The following is an 18,069-nucleotide window of genomic DNA, read 5'->3' on the forward strand; positions in this document are numbered from 1 at the left end:
TGCCGCTGCTTTTCATTTGAATGGGAGGTGAATCCCTCGCCCATGAGGGAAAGAACGTGGATGCTGTGACCGCCGTCAACCTATTGATTCTGGCCCTATTGATCGTTGCTACCGCCTTTTTTGTCGGCTCGGAATTCGCCGTCGTCAAAATCCGGATGTCCCGCCTCGACCAGCTGATCGCGGAAGGCCATCCGAAGGCGCCGATCGCCAAAAAAGTGGCAGCCGATCTGGACTACTATCTGTCCGCCTGCCAGCTCGGCATCACCGTCACCGCGCTCGGACTCGGCGCGATCGGCAAGCCCGCCGTCGAGAGTCTGCTTATGCCGGTGTTCAACTGGCTGGACCTGTCGGCATCCGCCGCGTCCGCCGCTTCGTATGCGATCGCGTTCATGCTCGTGACGTTCCTGCACGTCGTCGTCGGCGAAATGGCGCCGAAGACGCTCGCGATCCAATTTTCCGAAAAAATGACGCTGCTGCTCGCCGGCCCGCTTTATTGGTTCGGCAAGCTGATGTACCCGCTCATCTGGGCCTTGAACGGCACCTCCCGCCTGCTGCTGCGCAGCGTGGGCATCCGGCCCGCGGGACATGAGCAGGCTTATACGGAGGAGGAGCTCCGACTCGTCCTCGCCCAAAGCTCGGAAGGCGGCGAGATCCGCGCCGAGCAGCTCGATTACCTGGACAATGTGTTCTCGTTCGACGAGCGCACCGCCAAGGACGTCATGGTGCCCCGCACGTCGATCGTCGCGATCGACAGCGGCATGGAGGCCGAAGCGATCATCCGCCTGCTCGACGAATCGAACTACACCCGCTATCCCGTCGTCGAGGGAGGCAACCGCGACCGCATCCTCGGCGTCGTGAACGTGAAGCGCATGCTGCCGCATATCGTCGCCGGACGCCCGCTCGAGCTGCAGGCTTTCCTGCGGGACGTCCCGTCCGTGCTTGAAGTGACGCCTCTGCAGGAGGCGATGAAACGAATGCAGCAGGAGCGCATCCATATGGCCGTCGTCATCGACGAGTACGGCGGCACCTCCGGCATCCTGACGATGGAGGACATCCTCGAGGAGCTCGTCGGCGAGATCCGCGACGAGTTCGACGCCGACGAGATCGCCGACATCCGCTCCCTTGGGGACGCGGAATACGAAGTGAGCGGACTCGTGCTGCTCGACGAGCTCGAGCAGGAGTTCGGCCTGCGTTTCGAGGAGCAGGAAGACGTCGATACGATCGGCGGCTGGATCCGGCTGCATGCCGGAGAAGCTCCGGCCGTCGGCGACCGGATCGAAAAGGCCGGCGCCGTCTGGACGGTCGCCGAGACCGATCCGTTCCGCATCACGCGCGTCAAGCTGCAGCTGCCTGCCCGCACCGAAGCCGAATAAGTCTTTCAAGGGGTCCATCCAACATTTTGACGAAAATATACTCTAAGGATTTTTCTATATAAAAAAGCCAACGTTTCTTATACTTAAGGAATCACCGACTATTTGAGGTTGATCTTATTTCCGATTCTTTTCTCTTTTATATTCTTGGTAATCCCCCTAGCCCTTGCAAAGTAGGGAGGGTTTGCTTCTTTTGGATGGAATCATTTGGATAGATTGAGGCTAATAAATTTCAAGGTTTCTTAGCGTACGCTTTCCGCGTTTTGTTGGCAATACCCCGGTTGACTGTCCAGGGCAAGGGGAGCGAAAACCCGTCCTCCTGCATATATCAAACATAGGGTAGCTACACCTCCTTTGTCATGGACCTTACCTTGTCTTGCCGAGAGCGAGACAAGGTCTTTTTTTGCCCATTTTCTGTGTATTTGATAGATGGACAAAAATTTATAGGTAGATTCGCCGTTTCCGAGTTAATAGCAGGCAAATATACTAAAGGGTAGTCAACTACCCCCATCAAAGGAGAGGATAGAAGTAATGACAAAGGAATTTAGAAAAAGAAAAACAACCTGCAAAAAAAAATCTTCCCAGCAAACAGCGTGTAGCTGTCATCGTAAAAAACACAAACACCGCAAGCCGCCTGTCAAAGTGACGATTTCCTTAGCCAAGGCGATCGACAAGGCGATTGCCAAAAGCCTTGCTAAAAACCTTGCTAAAAACCTTGCTAAAAACCAAGCTCATGCCATTAGTAATGCCACAAGCACAAATGATAACGACAGCGGATCCACCATTAACGATCAACTTACAAGCGAAAGTGGCGCTAAAAATCATTCGGAAAGCGACAGCGACTCGAAAATTTTCGAAAAAGTCGATAACCAAAGTACGGCAACGAACGCCACTAATACCGATAGTGACTCTACCATTAACGAAACGGTTAATTCCACCAGTGGTGCAACCAACACCAGTGATAACGATAGTTCGGCTACTGTCAATGACACATTAACAAGCACAAGCGGCTCGAACAATACCTCTAATACCGATAGTGACTCTACCATTAACGAAACGGTTAATTCCACCAGTGGTGCAACCAACACCAGTGATAATGATAGTTCGGCTACTGTCAATGACACATTAACAAGCACAAGCGGCTCGAACAATACCTCTAATACCGATAGTGACTCTACCATTAACGAAACGGTTAATTCCACCAGTGGTGCAACCAACAACAGTGATAATGATAGTTCGGCTACTGTCAATGACACATTAACAAGCACAAGCGGCTCGAACAATACCTCTAATACCGATAGTGACTCTACCATTAACGAAACGGTTAATTCCACCAGTGGTGCAACCAACAACAGTGATAATGATAGTTCGGCTACCGTGACCGATACATTAACCTCAACTAGCGGCTCGAACAACGCATCAGACGCCACCAGCACTTCGTCATCGGGTGATAGTACCTCCACCAATGGAGATAATACCTCCACCACAAGTAGTGGTCCTGCGGCCAACTCATCGGATACGGACGCCACCAGCAGCTCAGGTGATAGCACATCAACGAATGGTGATAATACGTCAACCACAACAAGTGGTCCTGCAACAAACTCATCGGATACAGATGCTACATCGAGTGCAGGTGACAGTTCCTCAACCACTGGCGATAATTCATCCACAACCAGTGCCACTGCCACCACAGGTGATAACACCTCTACGCCTACAGCAACAGCGTCGACAGGCGATAATACTACCACCAATACCTCCAATGCTGACAACTCTTCAACGAACGACAACGCAAGCACCGCCAACAGCACGTTAAACTCCACCAGCTGCGCCACCAACGAATCCACGAATACCAGTGAATCCAACAACACCTTTGACTACAACAGCGCCTTAGTGAGCACGGCAAACGGGTTAGCGAGCTCGGCAAACAACTCGGCAAACACCGTCTCCAATGGCAACAACTTCACCGTTGGCAATCAAATTCAAATTAGCGACAATTCCGTGCTTTTAGCCTTATTGCTTTTGTTTTGCAAATGCCGTACCTGCTGTAACTGTCAGCCTTCTAGCGGATCAACAAGCGGCTGTACCTGCGGCACGTCGGGGACGACGAATTTGGAAGGGATTATTTCCAAACTGCTCGATGATGAAAAAAATAAACAACAGCGCATTTTTGATATGTTAAACCAAAATAATTCAATCGCTTAAGGAGGCGTTTACCCATGCTTGAAAACAGTTCAAAAACCACGTTCACGATGTCTCGCAAAAACGGAGAAACCACACTTTCGGTGGCGATCAACAATGGCAGCGACGAAGAAAAAAATATTAACATGGTCGTCAAAGACAGTGCAAACGGCAATGTATTGCCAAGTGTGATCGATGGCACAGCCATCGACAACGGGGTGACGCTGGAACCTAAAGCAATCAAAAACATGGTGATTGATACCACAAACGCCATCGGGCAAATTCTCGTGGAAATGGCAGGTGCAGGGAGGATGACAATGCGTCAAAAAAGTTCGTCATCCGGTGGCAAAACAAGCAACATCATCGAATTGATATTAAAATAAAAAATATGCTTCGTGAAGTATCGCGCAGAAACGATTCCTATAGCGCGATTCGTTGCCGATTCATTTGCTGCACGAGTGTTTCCTCGGTTGCGCAAATCGTCTCTACGAACCATCATGAAGGAATGATCTCCTAATATTAAATGACCGCTAATTAAGATTAGCGGTCATTTGGTGTTTTCAAAGCATACACTTGATGTCCGCTAATGTTTCGGTTAAAATAAGAATATCATGTCCGCTAATGTAAGACAAGATTTGGAGGCTTTGCTAATGAGAGAAACACCGGGGATTTCGGAACAGGGCGATCAGACGATTCAGGACTTCATTCACGCTCTCACCACCCACGAAGATTTGAATCCCAAAACACTAAAAGAGTATGCAAGCGACCTAAAACATTTCATCGGCTGGTTTGAGACCGCCTACCACCAAGAGGAAGAGATTATATTTCGAATTGAAGATGTGGCTACTCCAACATTAACGCGATATAGGGAAGCAGCACAAAAAATAATGGAATTGAAACCGGCGACCATTAACCGGCGGCTTATTACCCTGAAACGTTTTTTTGAATGGGCCGTGTCAGAATCCAGGATTCGCCGCGACCCTTCGAAGCCGGTTAAATTGGTTCCGGAAGAAAAGGTAAGCCCCAGACAGATGACAGACAAAGAAGAAGCTGCTTTGGTTGCTGCGGCCGAGCATGGCGGTTCTCTTCGGGATCAGACGATTCTAATCGTGATGTTTCACACGGGCTTACGAAGCATGGAAGTGTGTGACTTGGCTCCCGGAGATATTCAAATCGGTAAACGTAGTGGTCAGCTTACGGTCCGATCCGGAAAACGAAATAAACAGAGGGAAGTTCCTTTGAACGCCACGTGTAGAGTTGCTTTAGAAAAATATCTGGCAGAACTCCCTCCGCACAGTCCTTTTCTGTTTCCATCTGAAAAGACCGGCGATCGATTAACCGAACGTGCTTTACGTCATTTAATTCAAAAATATATGAAAGCAGCCCGGCTCGAAGGATTGAGCGCCCACGATCTACGGCACCGGTTCGGCTATGTGATGGCAGAAAACACGCCGTTGCACCGCTTGGCGCAAATTATGGGACACGATAGTCTGGACACAACGATGATTTACGTCAAGGCAACCCGTGCGGATCTGCAAGCGGAAGTCGAAAAAATAGCTTGGCAATAGGGGGATGAAGTACGATGTACGCGAGAGTAAGGGAACTGCTAACTCCGGAGGAACGGCTGCATTATTTGCAGATACCGCCTGATCTTGGCGAATGGGAATTGGGCACTTATTTCACATTTACACAGCATGACCTTGAAATCATACAGCAGCGGCGAAGAGATTATAATCGACTCGGCTTTGCCGTGCAGCTGTGCGTACTTCGTTATCTCGGCTGGACACTTTCTGATACAAAAGAAGTGCCGGTTCAAATTCTTCGTCATATTGCAAAGCAAATCAATGCCGATGTGGAGTCTTTTGCATCTTACGGCGACCGAGAAGCAACGAAGTACGAGCATCTGGATGAGATCCGGAAAGAATATGGCTACCAGACATTCACCTTGAGCGAATATCGTTCTTTGTGCAAGCATCTATTTAGCCATGCAATGGCAAACGGCAATCCCTTACACCTGATTCAACTCGCACTCGAAGATTTACGTAAGCGTAAAATCATTCTCCCTTCAATGGCTACAATTGAAAGAGCCGTTTGGGAAACGCGCAAACGAACAGAAGAAAAAATATTCAAGCTGCTCAGCAGTTCACTGACAGAATTACAAATTGCTAAGCTGGATCGCGTCTTAACCACCATGCCGGAAAGTAGCAAAACCTACTTAGCATGGTTAAGGGAAATTCCAGGTACTAGCTCTCCGGATTCTTTTTTGAAGGTGATTGAAAAACTCGAATACTTACGCGACTTGCAGCTGCAAGTCGATACGAAAGGCATCCATCCGAACCGTCTACGTCAACTTTCTAAAATCGGTTCGCGTTACGAACCTCATTCTTTCAGACGTTTTAATGATCCGAAAAAGTACGCGATTTTAGTAGCGTACCTATTGGAACTAATTCAGGATTTGACAGACCTGGCTTTCGAGATTCATGACCGGCAGATTATGATACTGCTTTCCAAAGGGAGAAAGGCCCAAGAGGAACTTCAAAAGCAAAACGGTAAATCGATCAACGAAAAGGTTGTTCACTTTGCCGATCTTGGAGCCGCTCTTATTAAGGCCCGAAGCGAAGGCATTGATCCGTTTGTTGCTCTTGATGCCGTCATGCCGTGGGATCAGGTCGTCGCATCCGTGGAGGAAGCTAAACGGCTGGCGCGACCAGTTGATTACGACTACTTGGACTTGTTAGAAAAGAAATTCTATGCGCTCCGAAAATACACGCCAACGCTGCTAAAATCGTTGGAATTTCGGTCAACTAAGTCCGCAGAGCCGCTAATGAAGGCGGTCGATATCATCCGGGATATGAATGAAACCGGGAAGCGGAAGGTTCCGGAAGGCGCGCCGCTGAACTTCGTTTCGAACCGCTGGCAAAAGCACGTTTACGACGATGACGGAACGATCAACCGGCATTACTACGAAATGGCTGTCCTGACAGAGTTGCGGAATTACGTTCGTTCCGGGGACGTGTCCATAGTCGGAAGCCGTCAGCATAAGGATTTCGAGGAATACCTTGTTCCGAAAGCCGATTGGAATGGCATTGATCCTAACGCTACAAAGCTTGCCGTCAGTTTGTCCGCAAAGGAATATCTTGAAGAACGGATTGAAGCACTTCTTCAAAGATTAAATTGGGTTTCGGATCACATCGATGAGCTGGACGGAGTAAATTTGGAGAACGGGAAATTGCACATTGAGCGATTGGAGAAAGATGTTCCCGATGAATCCCGAAATTTCAGTCTTTCCCTCTATGAGCTGCTACCACGAATTAAGCTTACGGATCTGCTCATGGAAGTAGCCAACTGGACGAATTTTCATGAGCAGTTTATTCACGCTTCCAGTAACCGCGCTCCGAACGAGGAAGAAACAACAATCCTTATGGCTACCCTTATGGCAATGGGAACGAACATCGGGCTTACGAAGATGGCTGAAGCCACGCCGAGCATTTCATATCGGCAAATGGCCAATACAGCTCAATGGCGGCTGTACGAAGACGCGATGAATAAAGCGCAAGCTGTTCTTGTCAATTTTCATCATAAGCTGGCGCTGCCTTCATATTGGGGGAATGGCACTACCTCCTCATCTGATGGAATGCGCGTCCAGATCGGTGTATCGTCTCTTCACGCAGATGCGAATCCTCACTACGGGACCGGAAAAGGAGCAACGATATATCGCTTCGTGAGCGACCAGTTTTCCACGTTCTATACGAAAGTCATCAATACGAACGCTCGGGATGCCGTACACGTCATCGACGGTTTGCTCCACCACGAAACGGACTTGTCCATTGAGGAGCATTATACGGATACAGCCGGTTACACCGATCAAGTCTTTGGTTTAACGCATTTGCTTGGATTTCGCTTTGCGCCGCGCTTACGCGACTTGGCTGATTCCAAGCTCTACGCTATCGGAAAACCGTCCATTTTCCCTAAATTGGAGAAGCTGCTTCGCGGACAGATTAATACAAAGATCATTCAAGAGAACTACGACGATGTACTCCGGCTGGCTCACTCCATCCGGGAAGGAACCGTTTCAGCATCACTCATTATGGGGAAAATCGGTTCCTATGCAAGACAAAACAGCTTGGCTACCGCGCTGAGAGAAATGGGGCGTATCGAGAAAACGATCTTCATTCTGGATTACCTTTCGAGCGAGGCGCTGCGGAGAAAAATCCATCGGGGGTTGAACAAAGGAGAAGCCATGAACGCATTGGCCAGAGCGATCTTCTTCGGCAAACATGGCGAACTGCGGGAACGTGCGCTACAAGATCAGCTCCAACGGGCAAGTGCGTTGAACATTATCATCAATGCAATTAGCGTTTGGAATACCGTCTATCTCCAGCAGGCAACTGAACACCGCAAAAAGCAAGGTAAGCTTCAGGAAGAACTGCTAAATCACATTTCCCCCCTTGGATGGGAGCACATCAATTTTCTAGGTGAATACAAATTCAACTTCAAGCAGAATACGTCTCTCAACTCATTACGACCGCTGAAACAACAGGAAGGTGAGTGATCGGTAGTCCGGGCGGTGTAGCCCGGACTATTGGGCTTAGAGTAAGAAAAAACGCTAAGCCAGGTACATCCGAAGGCTTAGCGTATATTATCGTTAAAATGTTGGCGGTACCCCTTCAATCGATAAGATGGAGGTGAATCCCTCCTCATGGAGGGAATCCGCTTGGATGGAATCATTGGCTTGAATCTCTTTTTGGTGGCGGTATTCATCGGCCTCACCGCCTTTTTTGTCGGAGCCGAGTTCGCGATCCTCAAGGTCCGGATGTCCCGGCTCGACCAGCTCGTCGCCGAAGGCAGCAAAAAAGCGGTCAAAGCGCGCAAGGTGGCGGCGGATCTCGACTACTACCTGTCCGCCTGCCAGCTCGGCATCACGATTACCGCGCTCGTGCTCGGCGCGCTCGGCGAGCCGACGGTCGAGCGCATGCTTCACCCGCTGTTCGAGCGCTTCGACGTGCCGGCGGCCGTCTCGACCGTGCTGTCGTATGCGATCGCTCTGTCGATCATCACGTTTCTGCACGTCGTCATCGGCGAGCTCGCTCCCAAGACGCTCGCCATCCAGTATGCCGAGAAGATGACGCTGCTGCTCGCCGGACCTCTCTATACGTTCGGCAAAATCATGTACCCGATCATCGTCGCGCTCAACAACTCCGCCCGCGCCTTGCTCCGCCTGTTCGGCGTCAAGCCGGCCGGACATGATTCGGTGCACTCCGAGGAGGAGCTGCGGCTGATCGTCGCCCAGAGCTACGAGAGCGGCGAGATCAACCGCACCGAGCTCGTCTACCTGAACAATCTGTTCGACTTCGACGGCCGCAAGGTCGGCGAGATCATGATTCCGCAGGTTTCGATCGTCTCGGTGCCCGGCGGCCTGCCTCCGGAGGCGCTGCTCGAGCAGATGGACCGGCATGGCTACACCCGCTATCCGGTCGCCGCGCCGAGCGGCGGCGGCTACCTCGGCTACATCAACGCCAAGGAGATGCTGACGGGCATGGCCGCCGGCCGCAAAGCCGGACTCGACACGCTCACGCATCCGCTCCCCCGCTTCAAGGAGAGCGCCTCGATCCGCGACGTCATGATCAAGATGCAGCAGAGCCGCGCCCATATGGCGCTCGTCATGACCGAAGCCGGAGCCCCGGCCGGCCTCGTGACGCTGGAGGACATCCTGGAGGAGATCGTCGGCGACATCCGCGACGAAGCTGCCGGCCAGCCGCTGTCCGCCTTCTAGCGCAGCGTGCGCGGGCCGGACGGGCTGGAGCGCCGGGTCAGGTCAGGTGCTCGCGTCGACATGAAGAAGCCTCGCGCACTTGGCGCGAGGCTTCTTTCTTGTTGCGGCTCTCATTCGGCCGAGCTGACACCGCTCAGCGGATGAAGAAGCGCTCGATTTCGATGCGGGCGTTGTCGATGGAGTCGGAGCCGTGGATGACGTTTTCCGACACGTCGAGGCCGTAGTCGCCGCGGATCGTGCCGGGCGCGGCATCCGCCGGGTTGGTCGCGCCGATCAGATAGCGGGAGTTCTTCACCGCCGCCGTGCCTTCCACGATCATCGCGAACGAAGGGCCGGACGTGATGTAGTCGACCAGCTCGCGGAAGAACGGCTTTGCTTCCAGATGGCCGTAATGCTCCTTGGCGGTCGCCTCGCTGACCTGGATCAGCTCCGCCTTGACGACGGACAGGCCCTTCTTCTCGAAGCGGGAGACGATCTCTCCGATCAGTCCCCTCCGTACCCCGTCGGGCTTGATCATGACGAATGCTCTTTCGCTCATCTGCCTTCCTCCTTCTGCTTCCTGCTTCATCGTACCTGACATGAGGCCATGTCCGGCGTGAGCGATGTCACATGTTCGCACCCACAGGAAACAGTTCGACAAAGACCGCCCGAGGTCCTGCCTAGTTGAAGGTCAGATTGAAGCCGCTCTGCACGTAGTTCGTGCCGGCATAGGCGATGTTGCTCGTCTGCAGATTGTTGAACGTGGCGGCGCCGTTGCCGGTATAGGTGAAGATCGCCGCCCCTAGATGCGGTCCGGAGAAGCGCGAGGTCGTGATGCCGTCGCGGCCGGTGCCGTTGATCGTGACGGAGTTGAACACGATGTTGGAGAAGCCGCCGCCGTAGCCGAACTGGATGCCGTCGCGTTGGGCGTCGACGATGTCGATGTTCGTGAACGTCACGTTTCGGATCGCGTCATTGGACGCTTCCAGGTCGATCGCGCCGCGCTCGCCGTTGTACAGATCCTGGCTCGTGCCGCAGCGCAGGATCGTCGTATCGGAGAACGTGATGCCGGTATTGTTCGCGAAATGGTAGCCCGGGAACACCGTGTTCATGCGCAGGCCGGAGCCGCCGACGCAGTCGACGATCCCGTTGCGCTCGGCCTTGTGGCCGCTGCCGCCGAAGAAGGCGATGCCCGCCGCGCGCCAGTTGTTCTCGATCGTATTGGACGAGAACGTGTTGTTGACGCCGGCCGGAGCGCCGTTCACGTCGCTCGTCCAGACGGCGAGGCCGTCGTCGCCGTTGCCCCGGACGCTGCTGTTGCGGACGGTCGAGCCGCTCGTGCCTTGGGCGAAGTTGACTCCGTCGGCCAGATTGTTGCGGATGCGGCTGTTCTCGATGACGAGGCCGGTCGCCGTGATCGCCGGCGTATGGGCGTAGTCGCCGACCCAGAAGCCGCATTCGAAGTGCTCGACCCAGACGTTGCGGATGGACGAGTTCGTGCCGAAGTTGTCCATGAAGCCTTTGTAGATGGCGTTCTGGCCGTAGCGCGAGCGCAGCTTGGAGTTCAGATAGACGTTGCTGAAGTCCAGCTTGCCCGAGATGCGCAGCGAGATGCCGCCGGATGCCGCGTTCGGGTTGGTGAACTGGATGTTCGTATGCCACATGCCCGCGCCGGTGATCGTCAGGTTCTGGATCATGCTGCTGGCCGAGCCGATCTCCCACATGCCGTTCAGATGGAACGTGCCGGCCGGGATGTACAGCGTCTTGCCGCCCGACACGGCTGCGGTCACGGCGGCCTTGAAGGCGGCCAGATCGTCCTGGCCGTCGTTCGCGACGGCGCCGTACTGCGTCACGGAGACGGAGTTCGCCGGCTGCGCGATCGCGGCCGGAACGTTCTCGATCTCGAGGAAGTCGACGCCGTACTCGATGCTGTCTCCGGCCGGCTTCTGGACGCGCACGACGTCGCCCGGCTGCAGCGGCGTGTCGAGCTTCCAGTGCACCTCGTCGAAGCGGAACAGCGGCCTGCCGCCGCCCGGAGCGTCAGCCGGCATGTCGCCGGAGAAGTACTGCCAGTTGTAGTAGGACGAGACCGGCACGTTTTTCACCTTGGTCCCGTTGACGTACAGGTCGAGCGAGCCGCTCAGACCCATGCCGTCGGCCGAGTCGGGCATCGTGTAGCGCATCGTGACGCCCGCTCCGCCTTCGTTCGGACGGACGGTCCACTGCGCGTAGGAGCCGCTCGACGGCAGCGAGATGTAGGCTTGGCCGGACGCTTCCGAGGCGGTCAGCGCCTGGTTGAACGTCGGCGCGGTCATGAGCGCCGCTCCGCCGCCGCGCGTCGCGTCTTCCGTGTCGTAGCGCGTGTACGGCACGCTCGCGCCGCGGGCGGAGTAGACCGTAAGCGGCGTCTGGCTGGCGTTGTTGCCTTGCTTGGCGGGCAGCTCGTTGCCGTCGGCGGTCACGGAGAGCGCGGCCGTGTACGAGCCGCTGACGGCCGTCCAGCTGCCGGAGAGCGCGACGTTCGCCGTCGCGCCTGGCGCGAGGCTGCCCGTGTACGAGCCGCTGAACGTCTGCACGGTCGCGCCCGCGGACGTCTTGAGCGTCACGCTGACCGGATGCGCGCCGCCTGCGGTGGCGATCGTGCCCTGGTTTTTCAGCTGTACGGTGAAGCTCACGCTGCTGCCGGCCGACGGAGCGGACGGCGTCCAGGAGACGGTGCCGACGAGGTCGGAGCTGGACAGCGGCGAGACGGTCAGATTGGACGGATGCGCATAGCTGTTGTTGCTCTCGTTCTGCTCGAAGACGGCATTGCCCTCATCGGCCTTGGCGCCGATCGCGTAGGAGCCGGCCGCCTTGGCGCCGATCGCCAGCGATACGTTCGCCGACGCGCCGGCTGCCAGCGCGGGAGCGGCTGCGGTTCCGGCCAGCTCGCCGTTCACATAAAAGCCGACCGAGGATGCCGCGGCGGCTGCGCTGCCGCTGTTGCGGACGGTCGCCGTCAGCGTGATCGCGCTGTCCTCGGCCGGAGCGGACGGCGTCCAGCTCATCGTCTGGATCGTCAGATCCGGATTGGCCGCCGGCGTGCCGAACACCTGGAACTCGGCGATCTGTCCGGCCGGAGCGCCGCTGTTGACGGAGATGGCCAGCTGCAGCCGCTTGACGGTCGCGCTGAGCGGGATCGTCACGGTGTTGCCCGTCGCCGGATTGAACGTGTAGGACTGCGCGGCCTTCAGGCTCGTGAAGCTGGTCGTCGTCTGGTCATGGCCGAGCACCTGGATCGTCTGGTTGCGCGTTGCCCATTCCGTCGCCGGATTCAGCTTGAGCACGATCGACGTGATCTGATGGTTCGCCCCGAGATCCAGCGTCAGGCTGCTCGGGTTGCCGCCGCCCTCCCAGTAGGTCGAGGTCGAATTGTCGTTGGCGTTGGCCGCGACATACGTCTGCGTGCTGCTCGACGCGCTGATCGGCTTGCCGATGGCGACATTGGAGCCCGGAGCCGGGGTCGGCGTCGCCGTCGGGGTTGCCGTAGGCGTAGGTGTCGGAGTCGGGGTTGCCGTCGGCGTAGATGTCGGGGTCGGGGTCGGGGTCGGCGTTGCCGTCGGAGTCGCGGTCGGGGTCGGAGTCGGAGCCGAGGCGCCGTAGATTTCCAGCTCGGACAGCTGCGCGGCCGGCCATGCGGTGTTCGCCGAGAAGCTCAGGCGGACGTAGCGAGCGCTGGCGGCCGGGAAGCTCGCCGTCGCCGAGTTGCCGCCCGCGGCTGGGTCGAACACATAGCTAGCCGAGGCGGCCAGCGTCGAGAAGCTGCTTCCGTTCGCGCTGCCCTGGATCGTCAGCGTCTGGGTCCGCTTCTCCCAGGCAGCGGGCAGCTTCATGACGACCTGATCGATGGAGACGCTGGCGCCCAGATCGACCTGGACCCACTGCGGAAAGGCGTTGTCCGTGCTTTCCCAGTATGTGCCCGCATTGCCGTCGCGAACGTTTTCCGGAGCGTACGTCTGCGTGTAGCCGCTCGAGGAGACCGCCTTGCCGAGCGCGAGATTGGGACCGCCTGCCGCTTCCGCCGGGCGCGACGGCCCTACGGCCGCCAGCACCGTCGTGAGCAGCAGCAGTCCGGCGAGCGAGATGGACTTGAAGTTCATGTACGTTTTCTTCCTCCCTTTAATGACAGCGTTTGCAAACCTTCCTTTCGCTTGCGGAAGCCTCCTTTCCCCGGAAAGATACCCCCATTATAAGTCAGGCTCGGCCGCGCGCTGAGGGGCGATCCTACGACAATCAGGTGCGATTCCATGCAAGCGCTAGACGGGACCGCATCGGAAGGGCACGGCAAAAAAACCCGGCAGCGTCTGCCGGGGGAACCGCTATGCCCTTCGGCTGAAGCTGCCGGAGGTTCAGGTGATATCGGACCCGCTCAGGCGAGGCGCGCTCGCCCCGCCTGAACGGGCTTCAGCGAAGAGTTCCGCTCAGGGAAGCGCTCAGCTGGAAGGCTCGCTCTGGCGCGCCGCCTTCGCTTCCTCGGCCTTTTTCTGCAGCCCCTTGCTCACATAGGGCTTGGGCTTGCTCTTGGCCCGCCGCTCGGCGGCCTGCCAGCGGTTCCAGCCCTTTTTGCCCGTGCCGCGGCCTGTGCCGCCGCCTTTGGACTTGCTCATGTTCGTCTCAGCTCCATTCGTCTCCCCATCGTACCCGATCGGAGAGCCGGGGGCAAATCTAATCGCGCGAAAGGCGGTTGTAGCCGGCGTCTCCATACGGCTGCAGCTTCTCCAGCCAAGGCTTCAGCAGCAGCTTGAGCTCCCACTTGATGTCGGTCATCTTGACCGGATCGAATTCCTTGCGCTCCAGCTCCGCGTACTCGAACGCCTCCTCCCCGTGCTCGTTCCAGTCGCGCTGCACGTCGAGATTGGCGAACCTGCCCATGCGCAGCTGCGCTTGCAGCGTCGTCCACTTGTTTTTCAAGTTCGGGTAGGCGGCGAGAAAGATCTTGCCGTTCGTCCGGTTCGTGAGGCGGATGACGCCGAGATAGGTCTTCATTTCCTTGTATTGCTCCTGCAGCTCCTTGCGCCGGTTCTTGTCCATCGGATGCCTCGCTTTCTGATTCACTAAATCAGTAATTTAGTAAATTCTAACGTCCGCTCCTCGGCCTGTCAACCGTCGGCGGCTTGTTTTTTCGGCTTCGCTTGGCGGATCGGCCCGTCAGAGGTAAGATGGATGGGGTTGGAAAGGAAGATCAAGATGAACTCGCTGAAGCTGTACTTTTGGTTCTATTTCGTGCTTTATTCGGCCAATGCCATTTACGGGACGTTTGCGCCGGTCTATTTCCGCCAGCTCGGATACGGCAGCTCCGACATCGGCCTGCTGCTCAGCATCGGCCCGTTCATCGCCGTGCTGGCCCAGCCGGCATGGGGCTCGCTCGCGGACAAGGCCCGCTCCAAAAACGCCGTGCTCGCGGCGCTGCTGGCGGGCAGCGGCCTGTCGATGCTGCTGTTCCCGCTGTCGTCCGCGCTGCCGTGGCTGATCGTCGCAGTCGGGCTGTTCACCCTGTTCCAAAGCTCCACCGGCGCGATCACCGACGCGATCACGCTGGAGGCGCTAGGCCGCGAAGCGTCCCGCTTCGGCCGCATCCGGATCGGCGGCACGCTCGGCTTCGCGGCGATGAGCGTCGGCTTCGGCATCTATGCGGAAAAGGTCCGGCTCGAAGGCATGTTCACGGCCTACGCGGCCGTCATGGGCGCGACGCTGCTGCTGCTCCTGCTCTACCCGCGCGTGCGGGGCCATCAGTTCGGCGGCCGCAAGCTGAATTTCCTGCATCTGCTCCGCAACCGCCGGCTCATGCTCTATATGGGCCTTTGCTTCGCCATCCATATGACGCTCGGCTACTACTACGCGTTCTTCCCGCTCTACTTCACGGAGATCGGAGCCGGCAAAGACCTGCTCGGCTGGTCGATGGTCGTCTCCGCGCTCGGAGAGCTGCCGTTCCTGCTGCTCAGCGCCCTCATCCTGAAACGGTTCTCCGTCTCGGCGATCCTGCTGGCGGCAGGCGGCGTGTCGGCGCTGCGCTGGCTCCTGTACGCGGAGATCGGCTCGATCTACGGCGCGCTCGCGGTGCAGGCGCTGCACGGGCTGACGTTCATCGTCGTCGCCGTCACGATGTCGGTGTACATCAACAAAGAGGTCGCGCCGGAGCTGCGGGCGAGCGGGCAGACGCTGAACGCGCTGCTGAACGCGGGCGCGGCGCGCATCATCGGCACCTATGCTGGCGGCTACGCGGTCGAGGCGTCGAGCCTGCAGGACGTGTTCCGCTACGCCGGCCTGCTGCTGCTCGCGGCGCTCGCGCTATTCGCGCTCGCGATCCGCCTGCTGGAGAAGCGCGGGCTGCCGGGAGCGTCGCGCGCGGGCTGACGAGCGGATAGGCGCACGGCGCAGACGGCAGCCGGACGGACGTTCGGCCGTCATGCGGACCGCTTGATTCCATAGGACAAAAAAGCGGGACGAGCCCGGCATGCTGCCGGTTTCGTCCCGCTTTTTTTGCAGATCAGATCCTAGTCAAGGGCGGCTCCGCCCGCAGGCTCCCCTCACGCGATGTCCTGCCCCGCTTCCGCAGCGGCGGGCAGGACCCGCTCCTTGCTACGGCCGCGGCCGCCGAGCTTGAACACGACGATGCCCGCAGCCAGCAGCAACACGCCGGCGAGCCGCGTCGGCTCCAGCGGCACCCGCTCCAGGCCGAGCCAGCCCATCGAGTCCCACAGCATGGCGAACGCCAGCTGCGAGCAGAGCGCGAGGCTGACGGCGAACGTCGGACCGAGCCGCTTCACGCCCTGCACCATGCAGGTGACGACGCCGATGCCGATCAGGCCGCTGAAGGCGAACCACGGCTCCATGCCGGCCAGCTGGAACAGCGCCGCTCCTTCCGCCGCCAGCCCGAGCAGCAGCGCCGCCGCGAAGCCCATGCCGAGCACGAGCGTCGTCGTCGTCCACATGCCGGCTTTGCGGTCGACGTTCGCGTTGAACAGATTTTGCAGGCTCAGCAGCAGTCCCGATGCCACAGCCCAGATGATGCCCGTCATTCCGATCGTCCTCCCGATTTCGGTTCGTAGATGTTTTCCTGCGCGAGCGCCGCAAGCGCGTCCCGGTCGCGGACCGCGATGCTCGAGCGCGCCCGCTCGATGAGCCCGTCGCGCGCGAACTGCAGCAGCACCCGGTTCAGATGCCGGTAGCTCGTGCCGATCAGGTTCGCCGCGTCTCGCAGCGCGCCGGCTTCCAGCCGGGCAGACTCGCGGCCGTCCTCCGCTCCGCAGACGCTGAGCAGATAGCTGGCGAGCCGCACCTCGACCGGATAGAGCAGGTTGAAGCTGAGCGAGTTGTTCTTCATCTGGAACTTGCGCGTGATGACCCCGAGCAGGAAGCGCAGGAACGGCGCATGATCGGCGGCCAGCCGGTCCGCCTCGCGGTACGGGATGCGGATGAGCGTCGCCGGCGTGACCGCCTCGACCGTATTCATCAGCTCCAGCCCGCGCTGCACGTACTCGATGTCGCCGAGCATCTCTGGCGGTCCGAGGAACGAGAGGATGAGCGACTTGCCGTCCGGCGTCGTCGTGTACACCTTGATCTTGCCCGCGGCGAGCAGCAGCAGGCTGTCCGATCGTCCGCCCTGGCGGACGATCGCCTCGCCCGGCTCGGCCGTGACGAGCGACGCCCGCCGCGCCAGCTCCGGCGGAATCGCCTCGCCGAGGCCCAGCTCAAGCAGATGCCGCCGGATCGTCTCCGCTTCGCTTTCCATCCTCATGCCTCCTCTCTGGCGCTGCCCGGTCATCCGATCGCCAGCAGCAGCACGCCGCCGGCCATGAGCGCGAAGCCGGCCGCCTGCGCCGGGCCGACGCTGATTCGCTTCGAGCCGAGCCAGCCTCTCCACTCGATCAGGAACGTGAGGGCGAGCTGGCCGAGCAGGACGAGCGACGTCGTCAGCGTGATGCCGATCTGATGGATGGCCGTCACATTGCCGAAAATGATGAGCGCGCCGAGCGCGCCTCCGGTCGCGTAGACCGGCTTGACCGCCAGCAGCGTCCGCGGCTGCAGGCCGCGCAGCAGCAGCGCGAGCGCGAGCGCCCCGACGAAGCCGGTCAGCTGCGTCAGCGCCGCCGCCTGCCAGGTGCCGATCGCTTCGCCGATGACGCTGTTGGCGGCGCCCTGCAGCGTGATGAACCCGCCGGCCGCGATCGCGGCGAGGATGCCTTTCATGATGATGCCCACTCCATTCCTCATCCGATGGTTTTCCCTACGAATCGTACTTTAACCGTTCGGATCGGAAAGGAAAAGGACATATGTCCTCAGCCGAAGAAGAGATCGGCGATCGTGCTTCCTTCGCCGCTTTTCTTTCCGCGAAGCACGTCGGGATCGTACACCTTCACCAGGCCGCAGCCCTGGCAGCTGACGAACAGATAATGATGATGCTGCAGGTCGATCAGCTTGCTGAGGCCCGTCCCGGTCATCGCGACCTCGGTCGCCTCCGCCTCGTTGCCTCCGCAGTCCCTGCACCGGAACCGACGGCAGACGAAGTCCTCGAGGGACTCGCCGCCTTCGCGGTCCCAATCGCCGCTGTCCTCGCTGGCATCGGCCTGCCGGACGGCGGCTTCATCCGCCTCGTCGCCGCTCGGCTCGAGGCCGGTATCGAGATGCTCCGGCAGCACCTCGTGCCGGCACTCGGGACAGATGCTTCCTTGCAGCACGACCGTTCGGCCGCACCATGGACATTCGATCGGATGGTCGTTCATCGGATCC

Annotated in this window: 15 protein-coding genes; 7 read left to right on the forward strand and 8 right to left on the reverse strand. The window is 58.1% G+C overall.

Translation table 11 applies throughout. From position 1 onward, the window contains the following. Positions 1–56 precede the first annotated feature (56 nt). From NYE40_RS12320 to NYE40_RS12345, 6 genes are all read left to right on the forward strand, one after another. Positions 57–1,373, forward strand: coding sequence for a hemolysin family protein (locus NYE40_RS12320; RefSeq protein ID WP_339278517.1), 1,317 nt, complete (start codon positions 57–59; stop codon positions 1,371–1,373). 528 nt (positions 1,374–1,901) lie between these two features. Next, entirely contained in the window at positions 1,902–3,572 is a 1,671-nt protein-coding gene (locus NYE40_RS12325) for a hypothetical protein (protein ID WP_139787294.1), read from the forward strand. A gap of 14 nt (positions 3,573–3,586) precedes the next feature. Continuing rightward, on the forward strand, positions 3,587–3,931 hold the full coding sequence (locus NYE40_RS12330) for a hypothetical protein (protein WP_006211803.1): 345 nt from the start codon (positions 3,587–3,589) through the stop codon (positions 3,929–3,931). 267 nt (positions 3,932–4,198) lie between these two features. Further along, on the forward strand, positions 4,199–5,116 hold the full coding sequence (locus tag NYE40_RS12335; RefSeq protein ID WP_006211804.1) for a tyrosine-type recombinase/integrase: 918 nt from the start codon (positions 4,199–4,201) through the stop codon (positions 5,114–5,116). Between the two features lie 14 nt (positions 5,117–5,130). After that, entirely contained in the window at positions 5,131–8,100 is a 2,970-nt protein-coding gene (locus NYE40_RS12340) for a Tn3 family transposase (RefSeq protein ID WP_028598545.1), read from the forward strand. Between the two features lie 162 nt (positions 8,101–8,262). Continuing rightward, positions 8,263–9,321: a hemolysin family protein gene (locus tag NYE40_RS12345; RefSeq protein ID WP_339278518.1), complete on the forward strand. Its 1,059-nt coding sequence runs from the start codon at positions 8,263–8,265 to the stop codon at positions 9,319–9,321. 133 nt (positions 9,322–9,454) lie between these two features. On the opposite strand, the gene ndk is transcribed toward NYE40_RS12345, so the two are convergent. The 4 genes from ndk to NYE40_RS12365 form a co-directional block, all read right to left on the reverse strand. Continuing rightward, positions 9,455–9,859 carry a nucleoside-diphosphate kinase gene (gene ndk / locus NYE40_RS12350; RefSeq protein WP_028597233.1) on the reverse strand — a complete coding sequence of 135 codons (405 nt, stop codon included), beginning with the start codon at positions 9,857–9,859 and terminating at the stop codon, positions 9,455–9,457. Positions 9,860–9,980: 121 nt separating this feature from the next. Beyond that, complete coding sequence (locus tag NYE40_RS12355; protein ID WP_339278519.1) at positions 9,981–13,439, reverse strand: CARDB domain-containing protein; 3,459 nt, start codon at positions 13,437–13,439, stop codon at positions 9,981–9,983. A 333-nt stretch (positions 13,440–13,772) separates the two neighbouring features. After that, positions 13,773–13,946, reverse strand: coding sequence for a DUF3934 family protein (locus tag NYE40_RS12360; protein WP_084136501.1), 174 nt, complete (start codon positions 13,944–13,946; stop codon positions 13,773–13,775). 58 nt (positions 13,947–14,004) lie between these two features. Then, positions 14,005–14,370, reverse strand: a complete 366-nt coding sequence (locus tag NYE40_RS12365; protein ID WP_028597235.1) for a GIY-YIG nuclease family protein — start codon at positions 14,368–14,370, stop codon at positions 14,005–14,007. A 156-nt stretch (positions 14,371–14,526) separates the two neighbouring features. Between NYE40_RS12365 and NYE40_RS12370 the strand changes: the two genes are divergently transcribed. Then, positions 14,527–15,693: an MFS transporter gene (locus NYE40_RS12370; protein WP_028597236.1), complete on the forward strand. Its 1,167-nt coding sequence runs from the start codon at positions 14,527–14,529 to the stop codon at positions 15,691–15,693. 173 nt (positions 15,694–15,866) lie between these two features. On the opposite strand, the gene NYE40_RS12375 is transcribed toward NYE40_RS12370, so the two are convergent. The 4 genes from NYE40_RS12375 to NYE40_RS12390 form a co-directional block, all read right to left on the reverse strand. Continuing rightward, a complete protein-coding gene (locus tag NYE40_RS12375; RefSeq protein ID WP_043110829.1) occupies positions 15,867–16,358 on the reverse strand; it encodes a DMT family transporter in 492 nt (163 codons plus the stop codon). Continuing rightward, positions 16,355–17,071, reverse strand: coding sequence for a Crp/Fnr family transcriptional regulator (locus NYE40_RS12380; RefSeq protein ID WP_164820153.1), 717 nt, complete (start codon positions 17,069–17,071; stop codon positions 16,355–16,357). Before NYE40_RS12380 ends, NYE40_RS12375 begins: the two co-directional genes overlap by 4 nt. Positions 17,072–17,100: 29 nt before the next feature. Then, complete coding sequence (locus NYE40_RS12385) at positions 17,101–17,553, reverse strand: DMT family transporter (protein ID WP_228551470.1); 453 nt, start codon at positions 17,551–17,553, stop codon at positions 17,101–17,103. Positions 17,554–17,618: 65 nt separating this feature from the next. Further along, positions 17,619–18,062, reverse strand: a complete 444-nt coding sequence (locus NYE40_RS12390) for a zinc ribbon domain-containing protein (protein ID WP_101809148.1) — start codon at positions 18,060–18,062, stop codon at positions 17,619–17,621. Positions 18,063–18,069 lie beyond the last annotated feature (7 nt).

The organism is Paenibacillus sp. FSL W8-1187 (assembly GCF_037965485.1).
GTDB classification, from domain to species: Bacteria; Bacillota; Bacilli; order Paenibacillales; family Paenibacillaceae; genus Paenibacillus_O; species Paenibacillus_O pasadenensis.